At 43.4% G+C, this 15,171-nt stretch carries 18 protein-coding genes; 16 read left to right on the forward strand and 2 right to left on the reverse strand.

From position 1 onward, the window contains the following. Positions 1-82: 82 nt before the first annotated feature. The 14 genes from BLT94_RS01000 to BLT94_RS01065 all read left to right on the forward strand — a co-directional run bounded on the left by BLT94_RS01000 (position 83) and on the right by BLT94_RS01065 (position 10,598). Positions 83-577 (forward strand): metal-sulfur cluster assembly factor, encoded by a 495-nt coding sequence (locus tag BLT94_RS01000; RefSeq protein WP_051012303.1) that lies wholly within the window; start codon positions 83-85, stop codon positions 575-577. Positions 578-583: 6 nt separating this feature from the next. Then, positions 584-1,222 carry a sulfite exporter TauE/SafE family protein gene (locus BLT94_RS01005; protein WP_092229565.1) on the forward strand — a complete coding sequence of 213 codons (639 nt, stop codon included), beginning with the start codon at positions 584-586 and terminating at the stop codon, positions 1,220-1,222. 65 nt (positions 1,223-1,287) lie between these two features. Beyond that, positions 1,288-1,656 carry a hypothetical protein gene (locus tag BLT94_RS01010; RefSeq protein WP_014956799.1) on the forward strand — a complete coding sequence of 123 codons (369 nt, stop codon included), beginning with the start codon at positions 1,288-1,290 and terminating at the stop codon, positions 1,654-1,656. Between the two features lie 123 nt (positions 1,657-1,779). Next, entirely contained in the window at positions 1,780-3,699 is a 1,920-nt protein-coding gene (locus BLT94_RS01015) for a 4Fe-4S dicluster domain-containing protein (protein ID WP_014956800.1), read from the forward strand. Between the two features lie 27 nt (positions 3,700-3,726). Then, a complete protein-coding gene (locus BLT94_RS01020; protein ID WP_014956801.1) occupies positions 3,727-3,948 on the forward strand; it encodes a hypothetical protein in 222 nt (73 codons plus the stop codon). A gap of 236 nt (positions 3,949-4,184) precedes the next feature. Then, positions 4,185-5,588 carry a reductive dehalogenase gene (locus BLT94_RS01025; RefSeq protein ID WP_092229567.1) on the forward strand — a complete coding sequence of 468 codons (1,404 nt, stop codon included), beginning with the start codon at positions 4,185-4,187 and terminating at the stop codon, positions 5,586-5,588. Positions 5,589-5,591: 3 nt separating this feature from the next. After that, on the forward strand, positions 5,592-5,789 hold the full coding sequence (locus tag BLT94_RS01030) for a hypothetical protein (RefSeq protein WP_092229569.1): 198 nt from the start codon (positions 5,592-5,594) through the stop codon (positions 5,787-5,789). A 101-nt stretch (positions 5,790-5,890) separates the two neighbouring features. Further along, a complete protein-coding gene (locus tag BLT94_RS01035; protein WP_041279341.1) occupies positions 5,891-6,247 on the forward strand; it encodes a hypothetical protein in 357 nt (118 codons plus the stop codon). Next, positions 6,244-7,698 carry a hypothetical protein gene (locus tag BLT94_RS01040; protein ID WP_014956804.1) on the forward strand — a complete coding sequence of 485 codons (1,455 nt, stop codon included), beginning with the start codon at positions 6,244-6,246 and terminating at the stop codon, positions 7,696-7,698. Before BLT94_RS01035 ends, BLT94_RS01040 begins: the two co-directional genes overlap by 4 nt. Before the next feature lie 17 nt (positions 7,699-7,715). After that, complete coding sequence (locus BLT94_RS01045) at positions 7,716-8,192, forward strand: hypothetical protein (RefSeq protein ID WP_014956805.1); 477 nt, start codon at positions 7,716-7,718, stop codon at positions 8,190-8,192. After that, positions 8,179-8,898: a 4Fe-4S dicluster domain-containing protein gene (locus BLT94_RS01050; RefSeq protein WP_092229571.1), complete on the forward strand. Its 720-nt coding sequence runs from the start codon at positions 8,179-8,181 to the stop codon at positions 8,896-8,898. Before BLT94_RS01045 ends, BLT94_RS01050 begins: the two co-directional genes overlap by 14 nt. After that, the gene (locus BLT94_RS01055; protein WP_092229573.1) at positions 8,898-9,218 is read left to right on the forward strand and encodes a 4Fe-4S dicluster domain-containing protein; all 321 of its coding nucleotides are present in this window, start codon (positions 8,898-8,900) and stop codon (positions 9,216-9,218) included. The genes BLT94_RS01050 and BLT94_RS01055 overlap by 1 nt, the downstream gene beginning before the upstream one ends. Positions 9,219-9,378: 160 nt before the next feature. Continuing rightward, entirely contained in the window at positions 9,379-10,392 is a 1,014-nt protein-coding gene (locus tag BLT94_RS01060) for a peptidylprolyl isomerase (RefSeq protein WP_092229575.1), read from the forward strand. An 11-nt stretch (positions 10,393-10,403) separates the two neighbouring features. Further along, positions 10,404-10,598, forward strand: coding sequence for a hypothetical protein (locus tag BLT94_RS01065; protein ID WP_092229577.1), 195 nt, complete (start codon positions 10,404-10,406; stop codon positions 10,596-10,598). Positions 10,599-10,616: 18 nt separating this feature from the next. On the opposite strand, the gene BLT94_RS01070 is transcribed toward BLT94_RS01065, so the two are convergent. Together BLT94_RS01070 and efpL are read right to left on the reverse strand one after the other, a co-directional pair. Beyond that, a complete protein-coding gene (locus tag BLT94_RS01070; protein WP_092230076.1) occupies positions 10,617-12,971 on the reverse strand; it encodes a peptidase U32 family protein in 2,355 nt (784 codons plus the stop codon). 158 nt (positions 12,972-13,129) lie between these two features. Continuing rightward, the gene (gene efpL, locus BLT94_RS01075) at positions 13,130-13,696 is read right to left on the reverse strand and encodes an elongation factor P-like protein EfpL (RefSeq protein WP_014956810.1); all 567 of its coding nucleotides are present in this window, start codon (positions 13,694-13,696) and stop codon (positions 13,130-13,132) included. Positions 13,697-14,021: 325 nt separating this feature from the next. On the opposite strand from efpL, the gene BLT94_RS01080 reads away from it, so the two are divergent. After that, positions 14,022-14,327, forward strand: a complete 306-nt coding sequence (locus BLT94_RS01080) for a putative quinol monooxygenase (RefSeq protein ID WP_014956811.1) — start codon at positions 14,022-14,024, stop codon at positions 14,325-14,327. Between the two features lie 28 nt (positions 14,328-14,355). Then, positions 14,356-15,153, forward strand: coding sequence for a hydroxyethylthiazole kinase (gene thiM, locus BLT94_RS01085; RefSeq protein ID WP_092229581.1), 798 nt, complete (start codon positions 14,356-14,358; stop codon positions 15,151-15,153). The last annotated feature ends 18 nt before the right edge of the window (positions 15,154-15,171 follow it).

Raw genomic sequence — 15,171 nt, forward strand, 5'->3', positions numbered from 1 at the left:
GTCTGATAAATGAAATAAACCGGTTCAACCTTCAGGGAAGACACCGGTACGGTAATTTGTAATTTGATAAGGATACAACTTCATGTTTTTTAAAAAACCAATGAGCAACAGATCAAAGCTCATTTTATTGTACGGTTTTCTTGTTTTAACGGCAGTGGCTGTTTTTTTCCAGTCACAAGGGCCTTCGCGCCTTAAAACCGAACATTTATGGACAAACAACAGCAATCCCGACGAGCTGAATGCGTTGCCTGCCTTGACACAAGAAAAAGTCTATTCGGCTCTGGCAAATGTTAAAGATCCTGAACTTCAGCTTAATATCCATGAACTTGGGTTGATTTATGAGATGAGCATTGTCAAAAGGGCCGTAAATATAATCATGACATTGACCACGCCCAATTGTCCTTTTTCCAAGACCTTTATCCAGAGTATTAAAAAGGAATTGCTGGCCATTCCTGAGATTGAAACCATCAAGCTGAGTTTGACTTTTGATCCTCCATGGACAATCAACAGGCTTGCACCTGAAATAAGAGATCAACTCATTGGCGTCGATCAGGCACCAGATCACCTTCAAAATTAAGGATGCATGATGTTACCGTCTCTGGAACCTGCAATAAACGGTTTTTTGCTGGGTATTGCCACGGGCCCTGCCTGCTTCAGCAGCTGTGTGCCTGTACTTTTTTCCGTAAGTCTTGCCAGGGGGCAGATCGCTTCACGCTCATCCAACTGGAATTTTCTTTTTAAATTCATTGGCGGCAGGTTTATGGCTTATCTTGTTTTTGGCCTTGCCATCGGGCTTGTGGGTGACGTATTGGGTGTCTATGGATTCAAGATAGGTGCATGGGCCACTATAGTGCTGTCCATACTTCTTGTAGCCTATGGCATGGGCATCAAACTTCCCCATTTTGGAATGTGCGCGCGGGCCAATAAGATTGGCAGTTCTCCTTATTTTCCTTATGTGTTGGGGATATTAACCGGCCTTAATGTCTGTCCGCCTTTTCTTCTGGCAATTTCATATTGTCTTCAAAAATCCGCCAACCCATTGTTCGGGATTCTTTTTTTTCTGGCATTTTTTCTGGCCACCACCATTTACATCCTTCCCATGGGATTTATGGGAAGGTTTACGGGTCAAAAGAAACTGATTCTTCTGGGCCGGGCCGCATCGGTTGGCGTGGGTATCTTTTTTTGCTGGAAAGCATTGTCAATTTTGAGGCTGATATCATGAAAACCCTTGGTTCAGTAAACCAGCCCATCTCATACGATCAGAAGACCAAACACAGGAGGAGTGTAATGGAAATCGCTGCTTTTTATCTTGTTGCCTGCCTGTTCATGGCAATATCCGCCGTACTTTCCGGCACTCAATGGAATGAAGCAAACGGAGTTATGGAATATTTGCGGTTAATTTTGTTGAACAAACCCGTCATTATTCTGCTTACACTTGTTATTTTTATTTTGAGCGGCATCCTGGTACAGATCGGAAAATTTCATTTTCATCTTTCTTATTACGAGATATCCATCATCTGGCTTGCCACCTCATGGGTATCCATTGCCACTTTGTGGATCATCAGTGGAATAAAGCCCTCCTGGCCGGAACTTGCCGGTATTGTTTTTTGTCACATCGGCCTTGGTATTTCAACCATCGCACGCATATCCACCTGATCATAAAAATACAAAAAGGAGGAGATGACCCGCAACGGTCTGGTCAACCAAACAAAAACATGTGCATGGAATATCAGGCACAGCAAAACATTATTGGCTTAAATATTTTTGGAGAAAAATTTTATGGATGAAAAACTGAAAAAATACATACTGATCGGTCTATGGGTGGCCGCAGCAGCATCTTTGGTATGGTTTTTTGCATCTGAGCTGAACATCAACGCTCTTTTTGCAATCATGCTGTGTGTTGCCGCTGCCATGGGCTGGTGGAGCATGATGTTTAAAATTACTGAAAAAATGCGGAACATTGGAATTATTTCCATGTCGAGTTTCTGGACAATCATCGCATTTTTCATGTTCTTTCCTTTTCCCGCACCTGAAGCACCTCAGTATATCCAGGGCGAGGTTCACCGGTTCAGCGAAATGAACCATGGATTCGGAAGGGCATATATGGGGGTTTTAGGGCCTCAGATCAACAACCACGGATATGTCTACACAGACAAGGAAATGATTGAACCCCTTGCCAAGGCACGTGGCGGTAAAAAACCAAGCTTTACAACAACACTTCCCCTGTCACGGGCATTGTTTGGTGCCACTACGCTGCTGGACGGGCTTCGGGCACCGGACCAGGTACAGGGCGAGCCAGTAAAGGTTCTCAAATACCCCTGGACTACATTTGAAGGCGCCCACCGGGATAAAAAAATCGGGTGGAACAAAGGAGATGTTCTTCTGGGCAATGTTGCCGGAAAACTGGGCTATAAAACAGCCAAATACACGCCTGAAGAAAACGCCCTCATGGTCAAGGAAATCGGACTGTGGCTGGGTTCTGAAGATGTGGGAATTTGCAGGGTCGACCCGAGATGGTTCTTTTCTCATGATATCATGACAGCGGGCACCCCTCTGCCCCTTGAAAAAGTTGAGGAACTCAAATACGGCATCCAGGTTTTCACGGATCAGAGATGGCGAAGAGTTTTAAATGATCCGGGCTGGTCCTGGTGGAGCATCACAAAAAGCGGCCAGGCATACAGCACCAGTGCTTTTATTGCCGTGCGCCTTGCCCAGACACTCAGGGATATGGGATATGCGGCAAGGGTTGGTCATGGCGGTATCAATTATGAAACCATTGAAACTCCGTTTTCCGTTTATTGCGGGCTGGGTGAATATGGCCGGTTGAGCGATGCTGTTGTGCCGTCTGTTGGAGGATTGCGGTTTAAATCCGCCACCATCCTGACGGATTTTCCCATGGCCGTAGATCCTCCCCGTCAGTCCTACGGGGTTACCCGGTTTTGCAGTCATTGTGACCGGTGTGCCCGTTCCTGCCCGGTGAATGCCATTCCCATGGGAAAAAGAACCATTGAGAACGGAATTGAAATGTGGCATGTGGACAAAGATAAATGTGTCCGGTTCAGAACCGGAAACCTAAACGGCAACTGCTGCAACGAGTGCCTGAAATCCTGTCCTTACAACAAACCGGCCACAGCTTTCCATCTTATGGGCAATTACATGCTCAAGCATTCGTATCTTGCACCCTTTCTTTTCGGAAACGTCAATGGTGTGGGCCTTGAAGACTGGCTCGACTATCAATACGGCACGGAATCAAAACAATTCGGAGTAAACCGTCCTGCACGGTGGATACTTGAAAATCCGGGATTTAAAACCGAATTTCCCCGAAAAGTCGGACGTTACATCTATACGGAAGAAGACAGAAGCCCGGATGAAGAGTGGGCCACGGGTGTAGGTGCCAAAATGGGTAAGGTAGGCGTGACTTACAAAGGCATTCAATGGGGTGAAATTCCAGCCCGTTTACTTGATGAAAACGGAAGAAGCAAAAATGTGCATTGGGACAACCCCAAAGGAGAGCTTGACAAGGATGTCAAGGCCATTGGAAAAGTGCTGACCAAAGAGGAAGCCGATGCCATGCTCAAGGAAGGAAAGGCCTTTTCCGGCGGATGGTATAAAAAAGACGAAGATGTTTATCCGAGGCGGTCAAAATATGAAAAAGGCACCTGGTCCTATGAAAAGGCTGCGGATGACTGGGCTCTGTAATAAGAAAAATTGATAAAGGAGTTGTTTATGTCTTTAAAAATAGGTTCAAAAGAGTTGTCACTCAGCCTCACATGGATTGAGATGTGGGGCTGGTCAGTGGTGATCGGAATGCTCCTGTTCGGATTGTGGGGTTTTTATGACGGCATTGAAGTGGGAAGTCTCAGGGCGGGATGGCGGTTTATTGCCATGTTTCTGATCTTCACGGCTCCGGGCTTTGTGACCATGGTTTTTTTCAAGCCAAAAGAATAATTATGTAAAAATTCATGATTAAAAGCTCCCCGAGAAGGGCACCCGCGACCGTGCAAAAAAGCGTTGCAAAAAAGTCCTGCATACGCTTGTGTTGCAGTTTCCAAACCCGGGGAGCTTTTTAAAATACCATGGATCATTTATGATACGCAAATATTTTTATACTTCAGTATATTTTACGAAAACAGGCGGTTATGCAGTGATTTTTCTAACTATACTGATCAGTAAAGGATTGTAATATGAAATCGGGATGGAAATGGTTTGAGATATCAAGCCTTCTGTTTCTTATCACCCTGGATGCCTTGCTGTTTGTTCTCAGCACCATACTTTTTTCGGAAAAAATGGGCAGGGGGCTGATTATCAGTTTGAGTGCATTCATCTTTATGTCGGGCGTCACTTTTTTCTTTGTAAAATTAAAAAGCAAGGGCTGTTTTGAAAGCAAAAAAGCAAAAAAACAGATCATTGCGGCCCTGTGTGCTGCCGGCCTGTTTACTCTGGCCCTTTTTGTTCCGACCGAGCAAAGCAGCCGTTCAGACGTTCTTGGCTCAACTGATATCAAGGGGGAACAGCAGCGGTATGATGCAAGGGAACAGCCGGGGGCGGAGCTGTATACTGATATGAACGATGCGGTTCCAACAGATCAGTTGACTCTTTCCATCTATGATATCTGTGTGGGAAAAGTTTCTTATAAAGTACACAGGGATGGAACACCTGCATCCCCCAGAATAGAGGTAACAAATCCCCAAGTCCTGACAGATCATATCAAGGATCAGGCAAAAGCACTGGGTGCAAGGGTGGTGGGCGTTACTGAACTTGATTCAACCTATGTGTTTACAAATGATCATGCAGGCAATCCCATCAGGCTTTCTCATCCCAATGCAATTGTCGTGGGAAAGGATCTTAAATATACACTGGCCAGCCCGACAGCTCCACTTCCCTGGGAAGAGATGTATTCTTCCATTCCAGAGGAACTTGCCGCAGCCCTGTCCGGCCGGGTGGTTAAGTCGGCAGAAAAGATATCAGACAAAGATCTGGAAGAGTTGAAACAAGCCATGAGATTTTTTTCCGAAGGCGGAAAAACCGCAGTTGAACTGGCAAGGTTTATCCGGGGGATGGGGTATTCGGCAAGAGCCCATTATACCAGGTGGAGCGAGGTTCAGATCATTCCCCTTGCCATAAAGGCAGGGCTTGGAGAGCTGGCGCGAAACGGCATGATCATTAACAAAGAAATGGGGCCCAGGGGGTCGTTTGCCGTTGTTACAACTGATCTGCCCCTTGTGTTTGACCGGCCAATCAGGCTTGGTATCAAAGAGTTCTGCAATACCTGTAAAAAATGTGCTGATTATTGCCCTGTAAAAGCCATCCCTTTTGGTTCTCCCAATTGGGTCAGAGGCGCTTTGAAATGGTCTGTTGACGGGAAAAGATGCGGCGACTACCTGGTTTCCAATCCAAAATGCCTGGCCTGCATCGGTTCATGTCCTTATAACAAACCCGATAATATACTGCATGACGCAGCAAACTTTATGGTTTCAAAAAGATCCAGGCTGACCAACTGGCTGATGGTAAAAATAGACGATCTTCTGGGATACGGTCAAATGGCTGCGCCTGATCCCAAATTTCTTGAACAATTGAATCAGGGTTGAATTTTGAACGATACACACAATCACGCAAAGACTTTGTTGGTAAGACTGAACAGCAGCAGATATGCCGGTCTTGTCTGGCTTGTCCTGGCCGGCAGCCTTGCAGGTTGCGGATTCAATATTGCATTCGGCACTTTTTTTCTGGATATGCAGGGCCTTTTAGGCGGTGCAATCAGCGGGGTTCTGATCCATGCGATTTCATAAATTAACTAACGGCCATGGCAGATCAAAATGGTGCAACAAAAAACAAAAAAGATTTGATTTCAAGATGTTAAAAATTGTTTTGTACAAAAAAAGGCAGTGATATGACAGATTTGTTTTTGAATATTATTCCCAATGCAATCCTTGCAGGCATTGGTGTCTACATCATCATAACGGCATTGTTAAAGGATCTTATACCCGGTAATCAAACCGCTACAGTGCTTACGGCACCCGGACAGTTTGATCCTGACATGGGCGGCAACGCCTGTTTTGCAATGCATCTGCCGTTAAGGGTGATTTTGGATGACAACTCGGTTACCACCGCATATATCAGCGCCTGCAACATGTGCATGAATAGCGTTAAGCAAGGTGACCGGGTCTGTCTTGACACAAGCGGGGACTGTTTGACCGCAAAAAAAATCATGACCGCAAAAAAAAACATGGCAGGAAGAACATCATGATGGGCATGGCCGCACTCTTTTTTTTTCTTTTTCTTCTTCTTGCATCCTTCAGGCAATGGATAAGGCAGGATGTGCTGCCTCTTCAGTCCATCCTGGTGCTGGGGTCTCTGGTGCTTGTTGTCATGGCCATGGTTTTTAACGTTGAATTCAGGGTGTCCCAGATTTTTTCGGCAGCAACCCTTCATCCCATTACCGCGACCATTGCCGGTTTTTTGCTGGCAGGTGCCGTGGACGCAGCAGGCGGGTTCAAGGCTGCGGCAAAAATTTTAACCCGCATCTCCCAAGGCAGGATTCTGGGGCTTTCCGGCACGATCTTTTTGCTGGTGAACGTACCCACCATATTTGCCATGCCCTGCGGCAGAGTCTGGGCAGCCGCCCTTATCCCCGCCACCATCATGTTCGGCATGACAGTGGCACGCCTACAGAACCGGCCGTCTCTTGTGCCGGCAATTGTCTTTGGCCTGATCGTGAATGCTGCGGCATCCTGCGGCCCGTCTCCGCTGGGAGGCATCGGCATGATTGTTGAGGGAACAGCAGGATATGCCCTTCACGCCTTTTCCAATTCCCAGCAGATTTCCATCATGGTTATAACCATTTTGACCATGTTTCTGGTGGCTTTTTTTTCAAAGATCACTGTTCCCATGGACGAGGCCGGGCCGGAAAACCGGGAGGTCAAAACGCTGCCTGATTCCGCCTATTTTGCATTTTTTTTGTATATGGCCGGTCTGGGAGCGGTTTTTATCTTTGAGCCCCCCGTACCAATTCAGACCGTACTGCTGGTCATGACCATCTTTGTCATGGCTGTGGGAAATGTGGGCTTTAAAAGCCTTGTTGCCGGCATTATCATTCACCCGGTAACGGCCATGGTGGCTGGATTCATGATGGCCGGAGCCCTTATGGTTACAGGCGGGTTTGAGGCATTGACAACCCTGCTTGTCTGGCTTGCCACACACACTCCCCTGGGGTTTGTCGGGGTGGGTGTGGTATTGATCTACATCCCGGTTATCTTCCCCATGCCCTGCGGCAGAATTACGGCGGCGGCTCTGCTGCCCGGTGTTTTGATGTTTGGCATGGAAGTGAGCAAAAGCACAGGGATAGACCATTGCCTTCCGGTCATGCTGGTGGGTTTTGTGGTCTGCTGTGCCGCCTCCTGCGCTCCGTCTCCCCTGGGTGGTATCGGCGGCATTGGTGAAGGGAACCTGAGACTGAAAAGCGGCATAACTGCAAATGCCCTTCAAATCAGTATCCTGCTGGGTGCGCCTGTTGCAGGACTGATTGTCGCCGGTATCGGGTTGACGAACCGTATGTTCATGCTCGATGAGATGGCGGTTTCAATCGGAATTGCCGTCATCTGCGGGATACTTACCAATATTCTTTCCGGCTATAAACCCTGCAAGCCTGGGGGGATTCTCGGCGGCATTCTCGTGGGTGTGCTGATAATGGTGCTTTAATAATCTATGGTGCTATAATGAAAAAAAAATTTTTATACATAAATGTTTTTTGTTATCTGTGTATTGCCGCTTTTCTTGCCGCCACCATCGGTACATCCTTGAAATCAGGATATCCATGGGCCATGACCTGTTATAACTGCGTGCTGGGACGGCAGATCTGTCCTCTGGGAATTGATCCCTATGGCTTTATATCGGCTGCCATCACCAATGATCCTGAAATTTATGTGAGTGCAACCAACATACGGATGAAACTTGGAAAAGCCTTGGATATTGATCCGAATATGACCCTGATCCTTCCGGACAAGTCTCTGGTGACTGCTCAAACATTATCTTTGACCCAAAAGGATTTGGATTATGAAGTTACCACACACAAAATAAAGGTTAAGGATGCCGCAACTTTCTGTCCTCTTTGCGGCAATTGTGACAGGGTGTGTCCCATTAATCTGCCGGTTTTAAAAATAATTGAGGACTTAAAAGACGATGGAAAATTCTAACCGTGAAAAAAAACGGTCCTATGCAGGGCTTTTGATGCTGATTTTGTTTCTTGGTATTGCCGGAGGGGTATATGTGATTCAAACCGATCTGAAAAAAATATTTCCCGGCACCTATCCAGGTGTTGTGCCTCCCATTCAGGCAAAGTTCTTTTTTTTACGAGACATGATTGAAATAAGGCTGTCCAGGGAGCCGTCATCAGACCGGATTGTTATTTTTGCCTATGATGATGCGGGCCGCCAGGTGACAATCTTAAAACCCATATATGACCGGGTGGTGAAAGTTATGCCGGGTGATCTTGCCGACTTTCGTGTTGATTTTACAAAAGGAAAAAACCCTGGATTCGAGGTTTTTAAAAAAGCCAATAATCTTATGGAAGAGGTGAATTTCTTTGACCTCATGATTGCTGCAAAAGCCGGAAATTTAAAATTCGGGGTTCAAGAATGCCTTTATCCTGCGTGTTCCATGTGTGTATCTGTCTGCCCGGTCATTGCAAACGGGGTGATCACCATGCCGCGCCTGGAAGATGGGCGCATACACCCCGTTATTAAACATGGCGGGTGTCCGCGATCCGGCAAATGTTTTTCTTTGTGTAAAATGGGGGTTATCTATAAGACGGATTTGCGGCTGAGCATAAAACCGGAATATCTTGATAAAGGCAATGAGGACTGGTCATATTTTGATACAAAAAAAGGAAGACAGCAATAATGTTTCTGGCCCTGTACACTTCCTGCGTGATTATCTGCGTGGGGCTTTTGATCTATTCGATTGTTTTTCAAATCATCAACAAACGTCTCCAGGTTATGCTCTGTACGGAATGCCGTCAATGCATGGCAGTCTGTCCGCTACTGTCCAAGGGGTGCAACCCAATGGAAATCATGCTGGGTGCTAAAATTGATCAGCTTGACCAGGTCATGGGGCAGGGCGGGGCTTTGTGCGTGAGCTGCAAAAAATGCCAAAAGGCTTGTCCCAGGGGACTTGCACCCTTTGAGGAAGTTGAAAAATGGAAAAGCCTTAACCTGGAATAACTGCCACGGCATACCTGGTAGTTCTTTCTGGTTTGCCTATAACTGTCACGGGCAGACTTGGTCTTTCACCTTGGTTTGCCCACAACAAAGATTGAAAGTCGCTGTTTGAACTTTTAAAGATTTTCTTGGAAAGAATATTAATTGAAAAAGGATAAAAAAAATGAAAAAAATACCTCTTATTATTTGTTTAATACCGGCTCTGTTTATTGGGCTGTTTTACGGCATCACAGCTGCAGCTTCTTCGTTAAACGATGAGGTACAGTCAGATGAAAAAGAAGGTGTTGTTGTTGCCGTGATCAACGGATCAAAAATTTACAGGGCAGCTCTGGATCTTGAGGTTAAAAGCCTTACCGCCCATCTTCTGAGCCTGGGTGATCCAGTGCCCAAGTCAGATGAACCTGAAATAAGAAAAAAAGCCCTGGAAAGCCTTATTAATGCCGAAATCCTATATACGGCAGGCCTGAAAGCCGGATATGATATTGATGCAGCATTAATTGACCAGGAAATTCAACAGGTTAAAGATCAATTTGAAACACCCGCTGATTATCAAAAAATGCTTGAAAGCATCCATTTTACTGAAAATCAATTGAGACGACATTTTAAAAAAGGCCTGGTTGTTAAAAATTTTGTGGAGCAGGAATTTGAAAAAAAAGTGATCGTAACTCCCCGGGATATCCGGCAATATTACACTGATCATCCTGAAAAATTCAACCGGCCGGAAGAAGTTAAGGCCAGCCATATTCTTATCAAGCTGGATGAAAACGCCACACCTGCACAGAAAATAAATGCAAAAAAAGAAATTGAAACCATCCTGGCCCAGATCAAGGCAGGCAAAGATTTTGCCACCCTTGCAAAAGCCCTGTCCCAATGCCCCAGCAACAGCGATGGGGGAGATCTTGGCTATTTTAAAAGAGGAGTCATGGAAAAAAGCTTTGAAGATGCCGCTTTTTCACTTGAACCCGGCCAATCAAGCGGTATTGTCTTAACAAGTTTTGGATATCACATTATCACTGTCACCGGCAAAAAGCTTGAAAGCACGGTTCCTTTTGAAAAAGCTGAAAAAAGAATCCAGCGGCATTTGACCCTCCATCGATCCAAGGCGCTTTTAGATAAATTTGTAGACCTGCAGAGGCAATCGGCAACCATTGATATTGAGAAACAGCCGGAGGCATAATTTGCTGGTTAATGAGTTTTAATATTTTTAAGGCAAGTGGGGGGCATAGGCTCAATGGGATCAGGCTTGTGTTATTGTTAGCTTTTGCTAACACCTTGATCATAAGGAGGCCTTCAAAAAAGAGTGCCGACAATGCAGGCATGATCCTTGATCTGTTGGAAAATATAGGTGTCAAATGCACGGCAGGTATTTTAGCCGCGTTATGATTCTTATTTTATGTGTTTTCAGATTCCTGTTTTATATTGGGCGTTGGTGGATGGATGAATAATTTGTTTGAGTTCTTTTTTTGAATCAGGTTTTGAGTCAGGTCTTGAATCAGGACTTCCATTTATAAGATTCTCAAAAAGCCGTACGATTCCGGATTTATCCATATCCATTGTATCAATTTTCGTTCCGGTTTTTATATCCCTTAAGTCAATGAAAAAACCGGAAAAAAGATCCGGCAAATCAGTTATGATATCTGTATTCAGGAAATTAATATTATTATACATGCAATGATAGTCCCCCTTTTTTTTATCAATCAAAAAGCAAACCTTTTTTAAATTTGTGATTGAGCAGGATTTATTACACTCTTGAATACATTCATCATCAATCTTGTTTTTTTTGCACCCAATGGTCTGATGAAATAAGCATTGCCTGCTGGTTAGAAGCAAAATAGGGTGATATATACTATAGTACAGTTTGAAATCATCAGGACTGACAATCCTTTTTATTTGATTTTTATTGATTTCATTTGAAATAAATGAGCCGCAACAATTAAACTTTTCTTTTATGCATAAAAGACTGAAGGAATTGGTATTGTTAAGATAAGGCCCTGCGATCCAGGCAATTTTGTTTTCATAGGCTTTGTAAGCGATTCCGGTGTTGTTTGTTACAATGAGTTTTGGTTGCACCTGCTTGAGAAATTCCACTGCCGCAGTATAGCTTTTTCCTATCAAAACAGGCGGGAACCAGGCAATTAAATTTTTATTTTTTTGGAAAAGTTCTATGAGTTCGGCAATTTTATTTTCAAGGCAATCAGGGAGCTTATAATAGATATCGGCTGAAGTTGTATTGCACAGGTACAGATCCTTTGGGGAGGATATCAATACACAAAGAGAGGGTTTGGTTTTTAATTTGCTTTGTTTGTTTAAGACGGGAACTTTAATCGGTGCAACAATAGGTTTTGAGCCGTTTAAGAGGAATGCAATTTCATTTTTCATTGAAGTGAGTTCTTGAAACGGTATAAAAAGATCTTTTTGCAGATTTTTTAAGTCTATCTGCTCAATGTAAAATTTTGTATTATTCAAGCTCTTAAATCTTTTTTCTATGGCGCTATGTTCAATGGTGTGTTTGTCTGCATTGATAAGATTGTTTTTTGAAAATACAGCAAATGAAGTTTCAGGTGTTTTTGCCGATATTTTCAAAGGGGCATTTGTTTTTCCTGAGATGCTTATGGTTAAAGGAGTTTTTGCTATGCTTAAATCTTTGATTCTGTCTTTAACTGTTGTTATAATTTTTGTTTTTTCATCATAAAGTTCTTGTTTGATTTTTTCCATGCTGTTGGTTGCCGAACAGCTTTTGCTCTTTTTTTTTATCTCAAAAAGATGCTTTGCTGAATTATCCCGGGGATTATCAATAAACATATGTTTATTAATATCTCCCTTTAAATAGGCATTTGAAAAATCCCGGTTAAAAACTTTATAAAGGTCAATGTTGTCACTTGTTAAATTTTTTGTATTGTCTGTATTAGTTGCTGCATCATCTGTGTTATCTGCATTGTAAGCATTATCGACTCCGCCATGGTCATAAAAATTCAGGATTTGTTTTTTCCAGCAGTTCACCACGGTATATACATAATGAAATTTTTTTATTCTTCCTTCTATTTTAAGGGAATCAACCCCTGCATCATACAGGCCTTTGAGATCAAAGTATGCTGAATTATCCTTAAGATTAAGAGGAAAATCCTTGCCCGCAGGGGTGGTCATATATCTGTCTCTGCAAGGTTGACTGCAGCGGCCTCGATTTCCTGAATTGCCTCCGAGAATGGAACTTATGTAACAAAGTCCTGAAAAAGAGATGCAATAGGACCCATGGACAAACACTTCGATTGAGATATTGTTTTCACGGGCAATTGGGGTCAACTCTTTTATCTCATCAATATTCAACTCTCGTGACAGATTAACCCGGGCAGCAGCAAGTTTATTTAAAAAAAGTATCTGGCCTTTATTATGTGTGGTGCATTGTGTGGATGCATGTATTTCAAGGTCTTTAAAATATTTGGACAACAAATAAAACAATCCTGAATCCTGAACAATTACGCCGTCAATCTTTGTGTTTACAACTTTGTTAAGCAATCTTACAAGAGCTGGAATTTCACTTTCCAGTATGATTATATTCAGGGTTAGAAAAACTTTGCAGTTGTGCTTATGAGCAAGATTTAAAATTCCGTTTAAATCTTCAAAATTTATATTTGCCGCCCTGTTTCTGGCATTAAATTTAATCAGCCCACAGTATACTGCATCCGCTCCTGCCAGGATGGCGGCCTTTATGGAATCAATGTCTCCGCCAGGTGCCAGTAATTCAAACTTGTTTTTCATATTTTTTTCAAATTCTTTTGTAATAACGCAATAATCCAGCCGTTTGTTTGAACGATTACAGAAGGATGCATCAGATATTTTGTCTGACAAGTATTCAGAAAAAGAGGTGTGTTCCGTGGGAAAACCGTTTTTTAGATTTGCGTCTGATAAGTTTGGGATCAGGCCTTGGACATGAATTTTTTTGTTTCTGTATTGACCTTGATCATGTCTCCTGCTTCAAGATATTCCGGGATCTGAATCTCAACGCCGTTTGAAAGGGTTGCGGGTTTGGTTCTTGCTGATGCACTCGCACCTTTGATGCCGGGAGCAGTTTCAGATATTTCAAAAACAAGGGCATTTGGAATTTCAATGGAAACCATATTCTCATCAATGATAAGGGCAACAAGGCCTTCCATGCCATCCGTGATCCAGACAAGCTCATCTTCTATTGCATCGTTTTCTATCATGTACTGGGAATACTCCTGGCTGTCCATGAATACATGCAAAGCGCCGTCTGGATATAGATATTGTACAGGTCGTTTCAAGAGAGCAACTTCATTGAGCATATCATTTCCCTTGTAGCTTTCTTCATATTTTTGTTTGGTCTTAATGTTGTTGAATCTTATCTTGTAAAGGGTTACAGCTCCTCTTGCCGATGGAGTTTTAACATCAATATGTTTAACCATGTAAGCGTCATTATTTATCTCAACAACATTCCCTTTTTTCAACTCACAAGCCTTGGGCATTTTTTATTCTCCTGCATACTGTTTTTTTGTCTGTTTATTTTTAAAAAAGTATAAATACCATTCAAGAGAAAAATTTAAAAGCACAAGAACAAAAAAAATACCGCAGAAACTTGAACCTGTGATGGAAAAACAGCTTTTTAAACAAATATTTATGATGCCCCAACAATAACCTGACTGGCCATGACAAAATGATTTTGTGAGTGGATATTAACAATATGAAAAGACTTGTATGTTTTAACTTCAGAGTGATAGATTGAGACCATTGGGCGTATGTAAAAGTTGATTTTATCGGATAAAAGCTTTGCAAAGCTGAGGAGATTATTAAATGATAAATGTAATTGCATCAATACAAATTAAAGAAGGCCGATTGTCAGAATTTATTGAGATTTTTAAATCAAACATTCCAAGAGTTCTTGAAGAGAAAGGATGTATAGAGTATGTTCCAACCATTGATGTTCATGCAGATTTACCCCCTCAGCAGTTGAATCCAAACGGTGTCACAATAATTGAGAAATGGGACAGGCTGGAGGATTTAAAAGCTCATCTGTCATCATCACATATGCTTTCATATAGAAAAAAAACAGAGCATCTTGTTGATAATATGTCCGTCAAAGTGCTGGAACAAGTTTGATTTGATTAAAAATAAAGAGAGTATACCCATGACCCTGCAACCCGCAAATATATTTAAAGATGTTGAAAAAATAAGAGAAAATGCCCCTCTTGTTCACAATATAACCAATTATGTGGTGATGAACACCACGGCCAATGCCCTGTTAGCCATAGGTGCGTCCCCGGTCATGGCCCATGCTGTGCAGGAAGTTGAAGATCTGGCAGGGATTGCCGGAGCCCTGGTTCTGAATATCGGTACCTTGAACGATGGATGGATTGATGCAATGTTCAGGGCGGCAAAAACAGCAAAATCAAAACAGGTTCCCATTGTCCTGGACCCGGTAGGGGCGGGTGCCACACCCTATCGTACCCAAACGGCAAAGGATCTGATCCGGGCATCGGCCCCATCCATCATCCGGGGGAACGGATCGGAAATTATGGCCTTGTGCGGTCAAAGCCAATCCACAAAAGGAGTTGACAGCACCAGTGAATCGAATCTGGCTGTTGACGCCGCAAAAATCCTGGCCCGTGAAATCGGCTGCACCGTGTGTGTTACCGGGGAAACTGATTATATTGTCTCTGCTCAAGCTTTATACGAAGTTAAAAACGGCCATGCCTTAATGCCAAGGGTAACCGGTTTGGGATGCACTGCCACGGCCATTTGCGGTGCTTTTGCCGCAGTCAATCCTGAATTCGACAAAGCTGCTGCCCATGCAATGGCAGTTATGGGGATTGCCGGGGAAATTGCTGCTGAAATTTCATCGGGTCCTGGAACGCTTCAGGTCAATTTTATTGATGCGCTTTACCAATTGTCTGAAACTGATATCAAAAAGCGCTTAAAAGCATAGAAAACAATCACGGAGCCA

The sequence above is a fragment of the Desulfobacula phenolica genome (assembly GCF_900105645.1).
Taxonomy (GTDB): Bacteria; Desulfobacterota; Desulfobacteria; order Desulfobacterales; family Desulfobacteraceae; genus Desulfobacula; species Desulfobacula toluolica.